Genomic DNA, 17,125 nt, shown 5'->3' with positions numbered 1-17,125 from the left:
ACGGTTTTGGGAAACTGGCCCTTTTTATTGCATAAATGCAAGCATAAGCTGGCATGGAAATTCAAGGAGGATTCCATGCAAGAGCTTACCCACTACATCAACGGCGCCCATGTCAAAGGCACTTCGGGCCGCTTCGCCGATGTATTCAACCCTGCAACCGGCGAAGTTCAAGCCAAGGTGCCGTTGGCATCGCCAGAGGAAATGGATCAAGCGGTTCAGATTGCAGCCGCCGCCCAACCCGCATGGGCCGCGACCAATCCGCAGCGTCGCGCGCGCGTGATGATGAAGTTCGTGGACCTCCTGAACCGCGACATGGACAAGCTTTCAGAAGCCCTGTCCCGCGAGCACGGCAAAACCTTGCCAGACGCCGCTGGAGACGTACAACGCGGCCTTGAAGTGGTCGAATACTGCATCGGCGCGCCAGAGCTGCTGAAAGGCGATTACACCGACAGTGCAGGCCCCGGCATCGATATGTATTCGATGAAACAAGCCTTGGGCGTGACGGCTGGCATCACCCCGTTCAACTTCCCTGCGATGATCCCGATGTGGATGTTCGCCCCCGCAATCGTTTGCGGCAACGCCTTCATTTTGAAACCATCCGAGCGTGATCCATCCGTCCCGTTGATGTTGGCCGAGTTGATGGAAGAAGCAGGCTTGCCCAAGGGCATCTTGCAGGTTGTGAACGGCGACAAGGAAGCCGTCGATGCGATCCTGCACCACGACGTGATCCAATCCGTGGGCTTCGTCGGCTCCACCCCGATTGCCGAATATATCTACAGCACAGGCTGCGCCAACGGCAAACGCGTTCAGTGCTTTGGCGGTGCCAAGAACCACATGATCATCATGCCCGACGCTGACATGAACCAAGCCGCTGACGCGTTGGTCGGTGCCGGTTTCGGCGCGGCGGGCGAACGCTGCATGGCGATCTCGGTTGCAGTTGCGGTCGGTGATGACACGGCAGACCGGTTGCTCGAAAAGCTGGTGCCGAAAGTGGAAGCCCTGAAAGTTGGCCCCTACACGTCCGGCAAAGATGTCGATTACGGCCCTGTGGTGACAGCCGCTGCAAAGGCCAATATCGAGCGTCTGGTGCAAACCGGCATCGACCAAGGCGCCAAGCTGGTTGTCGACGGTCGCGACTTCAAACTGCAAGGCTACGAGGACGGCTTCTTTGTCGGCCCGCACCTTTTTGATGGCGTGACCACGGACATGGACATCTACAAGCACGAGATTTTCGGACCCGTCCTGTCCACGGTGCGTGCAGAAACCTATGAAGACGCGCTGAAAATGGCAATGGACCACGAATACGGCAACGGCACCGCGATCTATACCCGCGATGGCGACACCGCGCGTGATTTCGCGAACCGGATCAACATCGGCATGGTCGGCATCAACGTCCCGATCCCCGTTCCTTTGGCCTACCACACCTTTGGCGGTTGGAAAAAATCCATGTTCGGTGACTTGAACCAGCACGGGCCGGATGCGTTCAAGTTCTACACTCGCACTAAAACTGTCACCTCGCGCTGGCCCTCTGGCATCAAAGAAGGTGGCGAGTTCTCGATCCCGGTTATGGAATAAAAGGACAATTTGCGCCCTTGCCTTTTATTGGCTGGGGCGCAAAACTAAACAGACGTTCAGTTCCACGGGAGGAAGACATGGATTTCGCGCTATCCGATGAGCAAACCGCCATTTTCGATATGGCCAAAGCCTTTGGCGACGAGTTCATCGCCCCCAACGCCCTCCAATGGGAAAAAGACGAAAACATCCCGAAAGACTTGTGGCCTCGATTGGCCGAGCTAGGGTTCGGCGGCCTCTATGTGTCAGAGGAAAGCGGCGGCTCCGGCCTATCCCGCCTTGATGCCACTTTGGTGTTCGAGGCCCTGTCGATGGCATGCCCGTCCGTGGCGGCTTTCCTGTCCATCCACAATATGTGCGCGGCGATGATCGACAAGAACGGCTCCGACGCGCTCAAGGCGAAGTATCTTGAAAAAGCGATGAGCATGGAGACGTTCTTCTCTTATTGCCTGACAGAACCCGGCTCCGGCTCCGATGCGGCGGCACTCAAGACCCGCGCAGAGCGCACCAACGAGGGCTACGCCCTGACAGGCACCAAAGCATTCATCTCGGGCGGAGGCTACTCCGACGCCTATATTGTCATGGCGCGCTCGGGCGAAGCTGGCCCCAAAGGGGTCTCGGCAGTTGTCGTTGATGATGGCGCCGATGGTCTTTCATTCGGTGGGCTTGAGGACAAAATGGGCTGGCGCGCGCAGCCAACGCGCCAAGTGCAATTGGACAATTGCAACATTCCTGCGGATAATTTGCTGGGTGACGAAGGAAAAGGTTTCACTTATGCGATGCAGGGCCTGAACGGCGGCCGCTTGAATATCTCCGCCTGCTCTTTGGGTGCCGCGCAGTCTGCACTGGACAAAACACTGGCCTATATGGCCGAGCGTCAAGCATTCGGCAAACCGATCAACCAGTTCCAAGCCCTGCAATTCCGCCTCGCCGATATGGAAGTCGAGCTGCAAGCCTCCCGCGCCTTCTTGCGCCAGGCGGCATGGAAGCTCGACACAGGCGCGCCAGACGCGGTGCAACACTGCGCGATGGCGAAAAAGTTCGTCACAGAAGCCGGATCGCGCGTGGTCGACGGCTGCCTGCAGCTGCATGGCGGATACGGATATCTGGCTGATTACGGCATCGAAAAGCTGGCACGAGATTTGCGGGTTCACCAAATCCTTGAAGGCACGAACGAGATCATGCGTATGATCGTCGCCCGCCAGATGATCGCAGCATGACCGATATCTCTATCCGCATCGAAGGCCGCGCGGGCCGGATCACCTTGCAGCGCCCGAAGGCGTTGAACGCCCTCACCTACGATATGGTCTTGGCAATCGAGGCCGCGCTGGACGAATGGCGCGCGGCTGACATCGACCTGATACTGCTCGACGCCGAAGGAGATCGCGCCTTCTGTTCCGGTGGTGACATCGCCGATATGTACAAGTCCGGCCAAGAGGGAAATCTGGACTACGGTCGGCAATTCTGGCGCGACGAATACCGCCTGAATGCCAAAATTTTCGAATACCCCAAACCTGTGGTCAGCTTCCTGCAAGGCTTCACGATGGGCGGCGGGGTTGGCGTTGGATGCCACGGCTCGCTGCGCATTGTGGGCGACAGCAGCCAGATCGCCATGCCGGAATGTAGTATCGGGCTGGTCCCTGACGTCGGCGGTTCTTTGATGCTCGCGTTGGCACCAGGACGATTGGGCGAATATCTCGGATTAACTGCGACACGTATGGGCGCTGCGGATGCGATCCTTGCAGGTTTCGCTGATGCTTATGCACCAGAAGCCGATTGGTCCGCATTGAAGGCGCAGATGGTAGAGACTGGCAAATTGACTGAGTTGAGCCTCCCTGCTCCCAACGGTGCCCTAGAAAACATGCTTCCCCATATTAACCGCCACTTTGCAGGCGAAACCCTTGGCGACATCGTGCGGTCTTTGTCAGCGGAGGATAGCGATTTCGCGCATTCAGCCATGAAGGCACTGCGCAACAACGCGCCGCTCGCGATGGCCTGCACGATAGCTATCGTGCGCAGGTTGCGGTCTGCCACCTCCATCCGTCAGGCGCTTGACCAAGAATTTCGCTATACTCACCGTGCAGTTGCGCAGGGGGATTTCATCGAGGGCATCCGCGCGGCGATCATTGATCGCGACCGCAGCCCAAAATGGACGCATGACAGCCCTGAAGCCGTGACGGAGATGGATGTAAGCCACATGCTGATGCCTCTCGGGGCCGATGCGCTGAATTGGGAGGAAATGCCATGAAAATCGGATTTATCGGACTAGGAAACATGGGGGCGCCGATGGCGTCCAACTTAACGGCAGCGGGCCATGAGGTGACCGGCTTCGACATCGCCAACGCGCCACCTGAAGGTGTGCAAGCCGCAAGCTCGGTCACCGACGCCGCAAAGGGCATGGATGTGGTCATCACAATGTTGCCAAATGGTGCAATTCTTCGAAGCGTCGCCGATGACATCATCCCCACCATGAAGCAGGGAGCTACCTTACTGGATTGCTCAACCGTGGATGTTGAAAGCGCGCGCGCGGTCGCCGATAAGGCGCAGGCCGCAGGTCTGATGGCCGTCGATGCGCCTGTGTCGGGCGGTATCGGCGGTGCGGCTGGCGGAACGCTGACATTCATGGCTGGTGGCCCTAACGAAGGCTTCGCGGCTGTCTCCCCGCTGTTTGACGTCATGGGACAAAAGGCGGTGCATTGTGGTCCGTCAGGCAACGGGCAAGCGGCTAAGATCTGCAACAACATGATTCTCGGTGTCACGATGATAGGCACCTGCGAGGCGTTCGCCTTGGCCGATAAGCTAGGCCTTGATCGCCAGAAGATGTTCGATGTTGTTTCCACCTCATCCGGCTACTCTTGGGTGATGAACGCCTACTGCCCTGCCCCCGGCGTCGGACCACAGAGCCCTGCCGACAGCGACTACAAGCCCGGCTTTGCCGCTGATCTCATGCTCAAGGACCTGCGCCTGAGCCAGCAAGCGGCCGAAGCCTCTGACGCGGACACGCCAATGGGCGCACGCGCCACCGAACTTTATGCCGAGTTCGTCGAACACGAGGACGGCGCTGGCCGCGACTTCTCGGCCATGCTGCCCCGCTTTGTTTCTCGTCGCCGTAGCTAGCGCATCATTGCTTCAAAAATACCTCGGGGAGCGCGAGGGGCTGGCCCCTCGCCCACCGCGGCGCGCGCCGCAAAGCTACATGCCCGAAGGCACCACAATCATCAGGAATGGGAAGGAGTGGCGCGGTTGACGGGGCTCGAACCCGCGACCTCCGGCGTGACAGGCCGGCACTCTAACCAGCTGAGCTACAACCGCGCATCAGCCTGTGTGGGTTCATATGTGCAGCGGTGGCGCGGTTGACGGGGCTCGAACCCGCGACCTCCGGCGTGACAGGCCGGCACTCTAACCAACTGAGCTACAACCGCCCGCTGCACGCCTGAACCCTCAGGCGTGGGGGTGGTATTATGTCCCTGTCTCCGCCCCGTCAAGCGGCGATACGACCTGCCGTGCAATTTTCGACAATTCTGCTAAATCGTCCCAGTAAACAGGAAGGCTTGTGACCGCTTTCCCGAACATTTCATCTGGCCCGACCTTACCTTCTATGCCGCCAAGCCGGCGATAAAAGGCGCGCGCGCGTAGATTAGTGTCAACCACCGTCAACCACAGGCTTTGCGCACCCAAGCTGCATAGCGCATCCGCTGTATTCGCGAAAAGAAGCTGTGACAGACCGCTCCCTCGTGCGGTCTCCAGCACATGAAAGTTGTCGAGATACGGCGCCTCCCCCAAACGCACAGCCCCGAATCCAAGCAAAGTGCCTACAGCGTCGAAAGCCCCCCAAAGGAGGTCATCGCCTGTCAGCCCTGTTGACCACCGCCTTGCAATATCGCGCGCCATCGGCTCGCCGAGATATTCAGCGGGGAGTACGCCAGCATAGGTACCGCGCCAGCTTTGCAATTGCACGTTAGCAACTGCGGCTAAGTCACGCTCATTCAACTGGCGAAACGACGTCTCGATTAGCAATCGTTGAGTTCTAGCCATATCAATCTGAGCCCGTCGCAGTAAGTAAAGAACAAGTCGGGGGGATGGTGGGTCGTGAGAGGCTCGAACTCCCGACATCTTCGGTGTAAACGAAGCGCTCTACCAACTGAGCTAACGACCCGGCTGGCGATCAATTACCGGAAAGCGGGTCACAACCGCAACCCCAAATGGGGAAGGTTTATGCCCTTTTTGCAAATTTATGTCAGAACTGTCTGTGTGCCGTCTTTTAGATGGAACACAACACCTTGCCCGCCCGGCAAATCGCTCATCGCCTCCGTAGGCAAATCCAAAGCAACCAAGCGCAACATACGTGACGTGATCCCGTGAGTGATAAGGACCGAAGGCTTGGTCAAACCGCACAGGAACGCCTCGCAACGCACACGCAAAGCTGCAAAGCCTTCACCGCCATCTGCTTGCTCATAAAGAGCCAAAGGGCCGTCGACAGTCAATTTGGGATCACCTTCAACTTGTAATTCAGCACGGTACCGTCCTTGCCAGTTGCCCACGTCGATTTCACACAAATGCGCATCGGTAGCAATCTCCGTTGCCATGCCCTTAAATATCTCGACCGCGGTGTGCAGGGCACGAAGTTGTGGGCTGGAAACGATCTCGAACCCACTCACATCTGCTGCTTCCAGTATTTTGCGCTGAATGCCGGCCTGTTCGATACCTTTTGGCGTGAGGGGAGAGTTCGCCCGCCCCTGCATGCGGCCCGATACATTCCACTCAGTCTGACCATGGCGCAGAACATAGAGTTCAGGAACCTGACTTAGCGACATGGTGAGACCTCATAAACCAAGGACGCGCCCAACGCGAAAACCGCGGGGCGCGCCAAATCTGGTGGGTGATAAGAGATTTGAACTCCTGACATCTTCGATGTGAACGAAGCGCTCTACCACTGAGCTAATCACCCGATGGCGGGCGGTTTAGCGTTACTCGGTGAGCCCCGCAAGAGGGTCTTTGGGCATCGCAGATACAGGGTCCTTTAACTTAATGCGCAAGACCACCAATTTGCCGTTTGGCGTATCTTTGGTTCGCGAAATTTTCATCTTTCCCAATGGCGCCAGCGAGAGGTTGTTCCCTTCCCGCAGCGCATCAGACATCGCCGCCATCGTCGCTTCTAGCGCTCTTCGGGCGTCGCCCTTTTTCATACCACTTTGGGCCACCATGCGATCAACCATCTCTTTTTTGGTCAACTCAGGAGCGTCAGAATGCCCGCCCGCCCCGGAAATCGCCGCTGCTTTTGTTGGTGAAACACTTGATTTCGGCGTTGTTTTGGCCGCCGCTTTAGGCGTTGTACTTGCCGCGCGTGTTGTTGAGCGCTTGGTTTTTATCGTGCTTGTGGGCTTGGGTTTGGTGGCCATAAGAATGCTCGATCCCGCTATTGGACAGTTTCCCAAGATGTTACTGCGTCAAGGCAAACTGCGCCACATGATTGTTTCCAATATAGAAAAACTGTGAGGTTTAAGCCAACAGCCTAGAGTAAAGCAGCAATCCAAACTGCTCCAAACTGCGCGAAGTCTTCGGCCAGATCCCCGCCCATGCCAACGGGTCCAACCCGGACCCTGCCTTCAACGCGGCTATGTTTCGACGCCCGTCGATACCCGCCAAAATGGGCGCGGCCGCTTTCGGAAGAACAACGCTATGCTGCACTCCATTCAAGGTCACCGGAATTTGCCCGTTGGCCGCGACCGCCTGCGCCATAGCCTTACCAGATACGCCCTTCAAATGCGGAACAGCCTGATCTGTTTTCCCTGACATCGTCGGGGTTGCATCAACAGGTCGAGCATAAACCACATGCGTTTTAATGGTGCCGTCCAATTTTTCAGCTAGCGCCATGGCCGTTATATCATCCATATCCTCGGGCCGTGTCGCAAAACGGTTAAGGTCGTATAAATACGGCTGTGGAACGCCTGCCAATGCCAGCCCTGACACGCTCAACGACATAGCGAGTTGATCGAACGCATAGGGCCGATCCTGTGAGTGAAGGAGCAAATCATAGAAGCCTGCATCACCTTGCTTGTGGTCTACTAAGTGCGGATTGCGCTTGAAAGGATGGCTGTCCGGCAGCGCCTTGAACATGGACTTGGCGCGGGCAAGCTGCTCCTTCGGTGGTAGACCCTTTGTCAAATCCCCAAATGCCTCCTGTAAGGGATAGACGCCGGATCGCCCGTAAGGTGCGTAGACCATGAGGCCGATGCCGCCATGGGAGCTGAGAGCTGCTGCGAGCGCGTCAAAGCCCTTTTGCGGGTCTGGCAAATGATGCAGCACCCCGCAACAATCGATGTAATCGAACGGCCCATATCGCGCCGCGTCCAGCAGGCTTCCAGTAACAAATGTGATGCCGTTAAGTCCGCGTGCTTTGGCGCGAGCCTCGGCAATTTTTCGGGATGCCGTGGAGAGATCAATATAGGTTATATCATAGTCTTTTCTTGCGCTTGTAAGCACTTGTGCAAGTTGAATCAGCGCATCTCCGGTGCCACCGCCTGCGACCAGTATTTTCGTGCCTCTCGCCCAATCCCTTTGGCCGCCGAATAGGTGGTGATCTATTTCCAACGGATGCGAGGGCGAGCCGGTGATGAGCCGCTTTTTCTCATCCTTTGGATCACGCTCGGGATATGGGTAAGCCTCGTACTGTGCTTTGACGTTGCTCATGACAGGGCCTCCTCATGGGTGATGGGATAGGCAAGCAACCCCTTCGCCTGCTCTTCCGTTAGGTCAGTTTCGCGCACGAGATAGGTGTGGATCGAAAACACCACAGCCTGCGTCTGTGGCAGGCGTACCATGCATTGACGCTCCGAGCGAATGTAGCCCGCCTGCCCTGAATCGCGCAGCGCGTCGGAACCACGATGCGGATGGTGCAAGTCGGGATCGGCGTAGACCAACGCGTTGCTTCGCATCAATGGCTGATCCACTCGGATTGCAGAGAACATCCGTTCGACACTGCGCGCGATACCGTCGTCATATTCAGCCACTGGATCGTGTATATCGGTTAGTGGCCTGTTAAATTTCTCAGCCAGGGACCAGCTTGCCGGAAAGCACAAAATTGCGCCGGTAAGGATGTGTGCATCACCCCGCTTTTGCAAGATCACGAAGTCCTCTTGGAGCAGTTTTGACAGCGTCACGAAGGGAGCATCCGTGTCGACAGAAACTATGCGCCCATCAGGGCACGTGATGCTCTCGCCCGCTGTAAACTCATTTGGTAAGTTGCCAAGCGCAACTTGCAACAGCTCGCGAGCCGCATCCTTGCAGGTCGGATCAACCATCAGGACACGATCGCGCCGCTCCGCCAGTAATTTTGCCTTATATGCCAACTGATCTGTATAGGCGTCGTCGACTTGTAACCAATCCTTGTACGCCAACGGCACCACGCCCGGCAGGCGGCGCGTGCGCGGGTCCAACCAGGGGGCGAAGGGCAGTCGGGATTGCAAAATTGGCTCCATACAGCCTTTAACCATCCAAATTCGACATAATCCATGACGTTTTCGAAACAGCCGACGTCGAAATGCCCCCCCAAACTGAACCCAATAGGGAGATGCAGGATGAACAAGCACTACAGCGATACGCGAAAAATTGACCCGACCAAAGGCGCGCGCTTGGACGACGGCAACCTCAACGATAATGACCGTGTCGAAATAGGACCGACCCTGCTGGCCTACGGCGAATGGGAGAATGCGGGCCTTACCCTGCCCAATCTGGAGCGGATGCGCGAGGATCGCTGGAAACGGCTGACGCAACATGTTGTCGATCGAGACCTAGGCGGATTGCTCATGTTCGACCCGCTCAACATTCGTTACGCCACCGACAGCACCAACATGCAGTTGTGGAACACTCACAACCCGTTCCGCGCCGTGTTGCTCTGCGCCGATGGCTACATGGTGATTTGGGATTACAAAGTTTCGCCATTTCTGTCGGAGTTCAACCCGCTGGTGCGCGAACGGCGGTCCGGTGCGTCGATGTTTTATTTCTCTAACGGCGACAAGGTCCAGCAAGCCGCATCAACCTTCACGGCTGAAATTGAAGACCTGATGCACGAGCACGGCGGCAACAAACGCATTGCCGTGGACAAGATCATGGTGGCTGGATTGCGGGCGCTGGAGGCGCGCGGGTTCGACGTCCACGAGGGCGAGGAAGTCACTGAGCACGCCCGTTCGGTCAAGAACCCTGATGAAATCCTCGCCATGCGCGCCGCCTGCCATTCGTGCGAAGAAGCCATGTATGTCATGGAGGACTACGCGCGCGAGTTCGGTCCCACAGGTACGGTGTCCGAGGACGACGTCTGGGCACAACTCCACGCCGAGAACATCAAACGCGGTGGTGAATGGATCGAAACGCGGCTGCTGGCCTCCGGCCCCCGCACCAACCCATGGTTTCAGGAATGCGGGCCACGTTTGCTGCAAAACAATGAAATTTTGGCGTTCGACACTGATCTTGTTGGCCCGTACGGCATCTGTTGCGACATCTCGCGGACATGGTGGATCGGCGACCAAAAACCCCGTGCCGACATGATCGAGGCGATGAAGCATGGCGTTGAGCATATCCAAACCAACATGGAGATGCTCAAACCTGGCGTCACCATCGGGGAATTGACCGCGGGCACTCACGTCCTGCACGACAAGTATCAGGAGCGAAAATACGGCTGCCTCATGCACGGCGTTGGCCTGTGCGACGAGTGGCCCTTGGTGGCCTACCCCGATCGGCACGTGGAGGGCGCATTCGACTATGAGTTAAAGCCCGGCATGACGATATGCGTCGAGGCATTGGTGGCCGAGGTTGGCGGCGACTTCTCTATCAAGTTAGAGGATCAGGTGCTGATTACTGACGACGGGTACGAAAATCTCACAAAATATCCATTTGATGCCGCCCTGATGGGCGAAAGCTGACACAACTGCTCACCTTGCTGTGACAATGACCACCTAAGCCTTGCTTGGCACGCTTGAGGGTTACATTTCTTAAGGCAGAAACCCGAGCAGGAGCCTGAATATGGGCATTGAACGCATAACCTTCACCGGACATGACGGTGCAACACTGGCTGCACGCCTAGATATGCCAGACGGGCCGCATCTGGCGACGGCCTTATTTGCGCATTGCTTCACCTGCTCAAAAGACATCCCTGCTGCCAAACGTATCTCGGCCCGTCTGGCAGGTATGGGCATCGCAGTAATGCGCTTTGACTTCACCGGCCTTGGACATTCCGATGGCGAATTCGAAAACACGACCTTCACGTCCAACGTCGATGACCTTTTGCTTGCCGCCAAGCATTTGGACAGCATCGACATGGCCCCCACGCTACTCATCGGCCATTCGCTGGGTGGCGCCGCTATCCTCAAAGCCGCGCCACGGATCGATTCCGCCAAGGCAGTCGTGACTATCGGCGCGCCCTTTGATCCCGGCCATGTGACCCACAATTTCAATGATGCCTTAACCGAGATACAGGCAAAGGGGGTTGGAGAAGTGATGTTGGGAGGCCGTCCGGTTCGTATTGGGCGAGACTTCGTTGATGACGTGGCCGCCGAAAATCTTGTGGACTCCATTCGCAATCTGAACAAGTCACTATTGGTTCTGCACGCTCCGCTCGACGACACCGTCAGCATCGACAACGCGGCACAGATTTTCCAACACGCGAAGCATCCCAAGAGTTTCGTGACGCTCTGCCATGCTGACCATCTGGTCACTCGCCCTGAAGACGCTGAATATGTCGCCACTGTGATTGCAGGCTGGGCATCGAAAGACTTAGACCTGCGCCCACCAGCGCCGCCCATTGGCGCGCCAGAGGGCGTTGTTCGTGTAACAGAGGCCGATCCAGACGGATTCCTGCAAGACATTAACTCAGGCCCTCACCATCACGTTCAGGCGGATGAACCGTTGGCCTACGGCGGAACCAATCGCGGTATGTCGCCATACGGACTGCTATCCTCAGGTCTGGGTGCCTGCACGTCGATGACAATCCGCATGTATGCGCGGCGCAAGAAATGGCCCCTAACCCGAGTTTGGGTAGACGTGACCCACAACGCTATGCACGCGCAAGATGCGGGCGGGCCGTCAAAAATCGACCAGTTCAATCGAGAAATACATCTGGAAGGCGAGCTGGATGAAGCCCAGCGGCAGCGCCTACTGGAGATCGCCGACAAGTGCCCCGTTCATAAGACACTTGAGAGCGGCGCCGAGATCAAGACGGTGCTGGCAGACTAAGGCAGTTGCCTGTTTGGTCAGGATGTATTCTGACGAGTTGAGCCCACGTCTAAGCCCCGCGTTTGGCAACGGCCTATCGAATCCGCTCTCCAGATCAGGGTCAGACAACTTAGCAGGGCGCCCGTTACGTAACTAACACCACTATAGAGTTTAACGATTGATCGAACGAAAAATGCCCGGCTTTGAGCCGGGCATTTTGGTAACAATGTTAGATTTCCCTCAGGCTTTGCGGCGAGCGCGAAGGCCCAACAGGCACAAAGCACCTGCCAAAAGCGGAAGTCCTGCAGGCAACGGAACAGCCGGAATAGAACCAGTGCTGACCTCAAGGTTGTCGACCATGAAATACGGCGAAGCCATAGTCCATCCAAATCCGGTAAGGTCATCGAAGCCGGCAAAACTCAGTGTTTCCAAGCCAAACACACCATCCAGATCAATCGACTGAGATATCGTGGATGTGTCCGCGAATACGCCGATGAAAGTTGCTGTCAACGATCCTGAGAAACTCGTATTCTCACCAACGTCGATGCTCGAAATCGAAAACAAGCTCGACGCGTCGTTAGTTAAGACAACAGTCGTCCCGGAGTAGTTAACCCCTAAGGTAGCCTGACCATAAGGGCGGTAGATATTGTCGTTCTGCGGCGTGTAGAAAAATCCGGGATCAGTCGACAGGTTGCTGCCTGCGTCATATCCCGTCAGTGTGTAGCCCGACTCCGAGAATGTCGGACCGGTCATATTGAACCCAGTCCCCGACGAACCCAAAGCGTCAAAGCCGATTGTGGTGGCCAATGCAGCACTCGGAAGCGCCGTCGTTGCAAACAATGCAACCGCCAAGGATTGTGCGCTAATCTTAATTTCCACAGGATAGCCTTTCAAATAGAATTCACAATTTGAAGCAACCTGTCACTCCGAATTGTGACCCTTTTTTGACCAATCTTAAAATTCACAGAAAGTTTTTACTAACAGGGAAGATTCAAGAAACTATCCCAAGAACGATCGGGATAATGACATGTAATTGGAAACAATTCTATGCAGGCCATCGTAGCACTTAAGCCAAGCCTCGACCTCCAGTCACGCGTCAATCACCGACTTCAGCTCACTCAGCCGCAACGTTTTTGTTCTTCCTCGGCTTATCCAATTTCTTCTTCGGCTGCAGCATCGGCTTGAGATAATGGCCGGTGTACGAGCCCTCTACCTCGGCCACCTGCTCAGGCGTCCCCGTCGCCACCACCTCACCGCCGCCATCCCCGCCCTCGGGGCCGATGTCGATAATATGGTCAGCGGTTTTGATCACGTCCAAGTTATGCTCGATCACAATGACCGTGTTGCCTTGGTCCACCAATTCGTGAAGCACTTCGAGTAGCTTTTTGACATCTTCGAAATGCAGACCGGTGGTCGGCTCATCCAGAATATAAAGCGTGCGGCCGGTGGAGCGTTTGGCCAACTCCTTGGACAGCTTCACTCGCTGCGCCTCGCCGCCCGAAAGCGTCGTCGCTTGCTGACCTACCTTAATGTAGCCCAAGCCTACACGCATCAGCGCGTCCATCTTCTCGCGGATCGATGGCACGGCCTTGAAGAACTCTTGCGCGTCCTCCACGGTCATATTCAACACGTCTGCGATGGACTTGCCCTTGAACTTCACTTCCAACGTCTCGCGATTATAGCGCGCGCCCTTGCAGGTTTCGCATTCCACGTAGACATCCGGCAGGAAGTGCATCTCGATCTTGATCACCCCGTCGCCCTGACACGCCTCGCAGCGCCCACCCTTGACGTTGAAGCTGAACCGGCCCGGCTTGTAGCCTCGCGTCTTGGATTCTGGCATCCCTGCGAACCAATCACGGATCGGCGTGAACGCCCCCGTATACGTCGCAGGGTTCGAGCGTGGCGTGCGCCCGATGGCGCGCTGGTCGATGTCGATGACCTTATCAAGATGCTCTAGCCCCTTGATCGTCTCACAAGGTGCAGGCGTCTGTCGTGCCCCGTTGAGGGTCATGGAGGCCGTCTTAAACAGGGTCTCAATCGTCAGCGTGGATTTGCCGCCACCGGACACGCCGGTGACGCAGACAAACTTGCCCAGAGGAAAGTCCACCGTGACGTCTTGCAGGTTGTTGCCCGACGCCTTCACGACTGTCAGCTTCTTTTTATTGCCTTTACGGCGGGTCGAATTGAACGGAATTTCACGCACGCCGGTCAGGTAATCGCCGGTGATAGACCCGCTGGCCGCCACCTCAGCGGGTGTACCATGCGCTACAACCTCGCCGCCGTGCACCCCTGCCCCAGGACCAATGTCGAAGACGTAATCCGCCTCGCGAATGGCTTCTTCATCATGCTCCACCACAATCACGGTGTTTCCCTGATCGCGTAGATTTTTCAGCGTCGTCAGCAAACGGTCGTTGTCACGTTGGTGTAGACCAATAGACGGTTCATCAAGCACATAGAGCACCCCCGTCAGGCCGGAGCCGATCTGCGACGCCAATCGAATTCGCTGGCTTTCTCCGCCCGACAACGTGCCCGCATTCCGTGAAAGCGTCAGGTATTCGAGACCGACATTGTTCAGGAACCCAAGGCGTTCCCGAATCTCCTTGAGGATGGCCTTGGCGATCTCATTCTTCTGCTTGGTCAACGTAGCTGGCACGTTCTCACACCAATCAAACGCCTCCTTGATCGACATTTGCACCACTTGGCCAGCATGTAGCCCGTCAATCTTCACCGCCAGCGCCTCGGGCCGCAAGCGATACCCATCGCAGACACCGCATTTACGGTTGTTCTGATAGCGCTCGAACTCTTCGCGAATCCAGTTGCTATCGGTCTCGCGGTAGCGGCGCTCCATATTTGGAATGACCCCTTCAAAGCTGCGCGTCACTTGGTACACCCGCCCGCCTTCGTCGTAGCGGAACGGGATTTCTTCGTCACCAGAGCCGTAGAGAAAAACCTGCTTCACATGCGCGTCAAGGTTCTTCCAAGGTGTGTTCTTGTCGAACTCGTAATGGGCTGCGATAGCTTCAATCGTTTGTAAGAAATACGGACTTTTACCCTTCCGCCAAGGGGCCAACGCGCCGTCGTATAACTTCAGTGTTTGATCTGGAACCACAAGACGCTCGTCAAAGAACAACTCCACCCCAAGGCCGTCGCATTCAGGGCAAGCACCGAACGGCGCGTTGAAAGAGAATAGGCGCGGCTCAATCTCGGGGATGGTGAACCCGGACACCGGACAGGCGAATTTCTCGGAGAAAGTGATGCGTTCCGGCTCGCCCTCTTTGGGGGCCGTCTCAAGGATGGTGATCCCGTCCGCCAGATCAAGTGCCGTGCGGAAGCTGTCAGCCAAACGTGTCTCTAACCCCTCGCGGACAACGATGCGGTCCACCACCACATCGATGTCATGGCGGAACTTTTTGTCCAGCGTGGGCGCATTGTCCAGCTCGTAGAACTCGCCATCCACCTTCACCCGTTGAAACCCCGACTTGGCAAGCTCCAAAAATTCTTTGCGGTACTCACCCTTCCGATCACGGATGATCGGGGCCAGCAGATAGCCGCGCGTCCCCTCCTCCATCGCCATGACTCGGTCGACCATATCTTGCACTTGCTGTGCTTCGATGGGTTTGCCCGTGGCGGGGCTGTAGGGGGCGCCGATGCGCGCGAACAGCAAGCGCATGTAGTCGTAAATCTCGGTAACCGTGCCGACAGTGGAGCGCGGGTTCTTAGATGTTGTTTTCTGCTCGATCGAGATCGCTGGCGACAGGCCAGAGATGTGATCCACATCAGGTTTTTGCATCATATCTAGGAACTGACGGGCATAGGCCGAGAGCGATTCCACATAGCGGCGTTGCCCTTCGGCATAGATCGTATCAAACGCCAACGACGATTTTCCCGACCCCGACAGGCCGGTAATTACCACCAACTGGTCGCGCGGAATGTCCACGTCGATGTTCTTCAGATTGTGCTCGCGCGCGCCGCGCACTTCGATGTTCTTCAACTCGGCCATAGTCCACCCCAGATGCGTTGCGCCACACATAAGCCGTCTGGCGGAAGGTTCCAATCGGTTATCAGAACATTAAGCGAACATCTATAGATTTATTTAGTCTTTGCCCGTAACAAGGTCGTACAAACGATCCCAAGGCCGCAAAACAACACCATAGTGAGGCACACGCCCCCCAACCCGACCTGATCGAACACCAAAACAAATATCGGCGTGCCCGTAGTTGTGCCTACATTCCCCAGCTGTGCGATCCCGCCTGTGGCCCGCGCGCGGTCCGTCGGGGCTGCGTTGAAATACGGAATTGCAGCGAATGATGCAGCAGGGATCAACGCCATAACGAAGAATAGAACAAAAAGCGGCCAAATGGCCGGGCTCGCCAAATAGACTATTACACTGGCGGCACTCGTCAGAACGAATCCGGCAACAACCAACCGATCCGGAGAGATGCGTTTGCCAAGCAGTCCGCCCCACAACGTCCCCACAATGCTAACAAGAGGTAATGCGGTGACGACCCAAAGCGGTAGCTTCAATGCCACGGGAAGTACGGCGAGCAACGCAATGTAGATAATCGTGTACCAGACAAACCCGGCACCAGCGATCAACAGATGAGGGGTCGAGTAGATGATGCGGTGCTCTGCCAAGTACGACACGGGAACTGGCGTCGCGATACGTTCCTTTGGCAGCAATGGGAACAAGGCCAACGCCATCACCAACATGCCCAATCCATGGGCGTAGAAAACTGCCGGCAGCCCGCCCAAAGCCAAGAGCGAGGGCAACACCAGCGCGGTAATTGCCATGGAAACCCCAAAGAAAGAAGCCCAAATTCCCATGACGACCGAGCGGTCTTTATCAGACGCGCTGCTCGCGATCAGAGTTGGCGCCGCGATGACAATCGCCAAGTGCGATATACCCTCTAGCACCCTGAGCAACGCGAATGAGGTCAAATTCGGCAAGGTTGCCTCTAACAAGGACAATACTCCGCCTGCAATTAAGGCGCTGATCAGGGCGCGCGCTAATCCGACGCGCGCGACCACAGATCCAGCGACCGCCCCCAGCAAAATTCCAACCATACCGACGACAGAAATTAACAATGGGACAAGCGCCCCACCCTCGGGGTAGGTTTCGCGCAAAACCGGCAAGGCCAACGTGAGTTTTCCGAACTGGGCCGCAGAAAATAGCCCTGCGGTCAGCAAGGCAAAAACCAATATCCAATTTGTTTTTTGTGGCATCATGTCGCCTTCCTGCGCTGCATCTGCCACGACGTCAATCTGCTGTAGCGCAAAGACAAGGCGCGCGGGTTTCCCCACGCGCCAAATAAATAATCATGCGCCGCGCAAGCGGCTCCGTCAGGTC

The 17,125-nt window shown here is 56.6% G+C and carries 14 protein-coding genes and 4 tRNA genes; 6 read left to right on the top strand and 12 right to left on the bottom strand.

What is annotated here, in order from left to right; all coding sequences use genetic code 11:
- Positions 1 to 75 precede the first annotated feature (75 nt).
- The 4 genes from BCF46_RS12825 (at position 76) to mmsB (ending at position 4,689) form a co-directional block, all read left to right on the top strand.
- Complete coding sequence (locus BCF46_RS12825) at positions 76 to 1,575, top strand: CoA-acylating methylmalonate-semialdehyde dehydrogenase (RefSeq protein WP_121024867.1); 1,500 nt, start codon at positions 76 to 78, stop codon at positions 1,573 to 1,575.
- Positions 1,576 to 1,652: 77 nt separating this feature from the next.
- On the top strand, positions 1,653 to 2,792 hold the full coding sequence (locus BCF46_RS12820) for an acyl-CoA dehydrogenase family protein (protein ID WP_121024865.1): 1,140 nt from the start codon (positions 1,653 to 1,655) through the stop codon (positions 2,790 to 2,792).
- Entirely contained in the window at positions 2,789 to 3,820 is a 1,032-nt protein-coding gene (locus tag BCF46_RS12815; RefSeq protein ID WP_121024863.1) for a 3-hydroxyisobutyryl-CoA hydrolase, read from the top strand. Before BCF46_RS12820 ends, BCF46_RS12815 begins: the two co-directional genes overlap by 4 nt.
- A complete protein-coding gene (gene mmsB, locus BCF46_RS12810; RefSeq protein WP_121024861.1) occupies positions 3,817 to 4,689 on the top strand; it encodes a 3-hydroxyisobutyrate dehydrogenase in 873 nt (290 codons plus the stop codon). Before BCF46_RS12815 ends, mmsB begins: the two co-directional genes overlap by 4 nt.
- A gap of 118 nt (positions 4,690 to 4,807) precedes the next feature.
- Here the strand turns inward: mmsB and BCF46_RS12805 are convergent.
- From BCF46_RS12805 to BCF46_RS12765, 9 genes are all read right to left on the bottom strand, one after another.
- Positions 4,808 to 4,884: transfer RNA gene (locus BCF46_RS12805), tRNA-Asp, on the bottom strand.
- 33 nt (positions 4,885 to 4,917) lie between these two features.
- Positions 4,918 to 4,994, bottom strand: a tRNA-Asp gene (locus BCF46_RS12800).
- Between the two features lie 37 nt (positions 4,995 to 5,031).
- Positions 5,032 to 5,607, bottom strand: coding sequence for a GNAT family N-acetyltransferase (locus BCF46_RS12795; protein ID WP_170157934.1), 576 nt, complete (start codon positions 5,605 to 5,607; stop codon positions 5,032 to 5,034).
- A 45-nt stretch (positions 5,608 to 5,652) separates the two neighbouring features.
- Positions 5,653 to 5,728 (bottom strand) — tRNA-Val (locus BCF46_RS12790).
- A 76-nt stretch (positions 5,729 to 5,804) separates the two neighbouring features.
- Positions 5,805 to 6,386 (bottom strand): histidine phosphatase family protein, encoded by a 582-nt coding sequence (locus BCF46_RS12785; protein ID WP_121024857.1) that lies wholly within the window; start codon positions 6,384 to 6,386, stop codon positions 5,805 to 5,807.
- A 59-nt stretch (positions 6,387 to 6,445) separates the two neighbouring features.
- Positions 6,446 to 6,520, bottom strand: a tRNA-Val gene (locus BCF46_RS12780).
- 19 nt (positions 6,521 to 6,539) lie between these two features.
- Positions 6,540 to 6,758 carry a hypothetical protein gene (locus tag BCF46_RS20200; RefSeq protein WP_425454427.1) on the bottom strand — a complete coding sequence of 73 codons (219 nt, stop codon included), beginning with the start codon at positions 6,756 to 6,758 and terminating at the stop codon, positions 6,540 to 6,542.
- 313 nt (positions 6,759 to 7,071) lie between these two features.
- The gene (locus BCF46_RS12770; RefSeq protein WP_121024853.1) at positions 7,072 to 8,262 is read right to left on the bottom strand and encodes a class I SAM-dependent methyltransferase; all 1,191 of its coding nucleotides are present in this window, start codon (positions 8,260 to 8,262) and stop codon (positions 7,072 to 7,074) included.
- Positions 8,259 to 9,038 (bottom strand): heme-dependent oxidative N-demethylase family protein, encoded by a 780-nt coding sequence (locus BCF46_RS12765; RefSeq protein ID WP_342768429.1) that lies wholly within the window; start codon positions 9,036 to 9,038, stop codon positions 8,259 to 8,261. Before BCF46_RS12765 ends, BCF46_RS12770 begins: the two co-directional genes overlap by 4 nt.
- 111 nt (positions 9,039 to 9,149) lie before the next feature.
- Here BCF46_RS12765 and dddP point away from each other — a divergent pair, with 111 nt between their 5' ends.
- Together dddP and BCF46_RS12755 are read left to right on the top strand one after the other, a co-directional pair.
- Complete coding sequence (gene dddP / locus BCF46_RS12760) at positions 9,150 to 10,490, top strand: dimethylsulfonioproprionate lyase DddP (RefSeq protein WP_121024849.1); 1,341 nt, start codon at positions 9,150 to 9,152, stop codon at positions 10,488 to 10,490.
- 100 nt (positions 10,491 to 10,590) lie between these two features.
- Positions 10,591 to 11,799, top strand: coding sequence for a bifunctional alpha/beta hydrolase/OsmC family protein (locus tag BCF46_RS12755; RefSeq protein ID WP_121024847.1), 1,209 nt, complete (start codon positions 10,591 to 10,593; stop codon positions 11,797 to 11,799).
- Positions 11,800 to 12,018: 219 nt separating this feature from the next.
- On the opposite strand, the gene BCF46_RS12750 is transcribed toward BCF46_RS12755, so the two are convergent.
- From BCF46_RS12750 to BCF46_RS12740, 3 genes are all read right to left on the bottom strand, one after another.
- On the bottom strand, positions 12,019 to 12,657 hold the full coding sequence (locus BCF46_RS12750; RefSeq protein WP_121024845.1) for a hypothetical protein: 639 nt from the start codon (positions 12,655 to 12,657) through the stop codon (positions 12,019 to 12,021).
- A 235-nt stretch (positions 12,658 to 12,892) separates the two neighbouring features.
- The gene (uvrA, locus tag BCF46_RS12745; RefSeq protein WP_121024843.1) at positions 12,893 to 15,778 is read right to left on the bottom strand and encodes an excinuclease ABC subunit UvrA; all 2,886 of its coding nucleotides are present in this window, start codon (positions 15,776 to 15,778) and stop codon (positions 12,893 to 12,895) included.
- An 89-nt stretch (positions 15,779 to 15,867) separates the two neighbouring features.
- Entirely contained in the window at positions 15,868 to 17,031 is a 1,164-nt protein-coding gene (locus BCF46_RS12740; protein WP_147435994.1) for an MFS transporter, read from the bottom strand.
- Positions 17,032 to 17,125 lie beyond the last annotated feature (94 nt).

The organism is Litoreibacter meonggei, assembly GCF_003663885.1.
Lineage (GTDB): Bacteria > Pseudomonadota > Alphaproteobacteria > Rhodobacterales > Rhodobacteraceae > Litoreibacter > Litoreibacter meonggei.
This window is presented reverse-complemented; position numbering and strand designations above follow the sequence as displayed.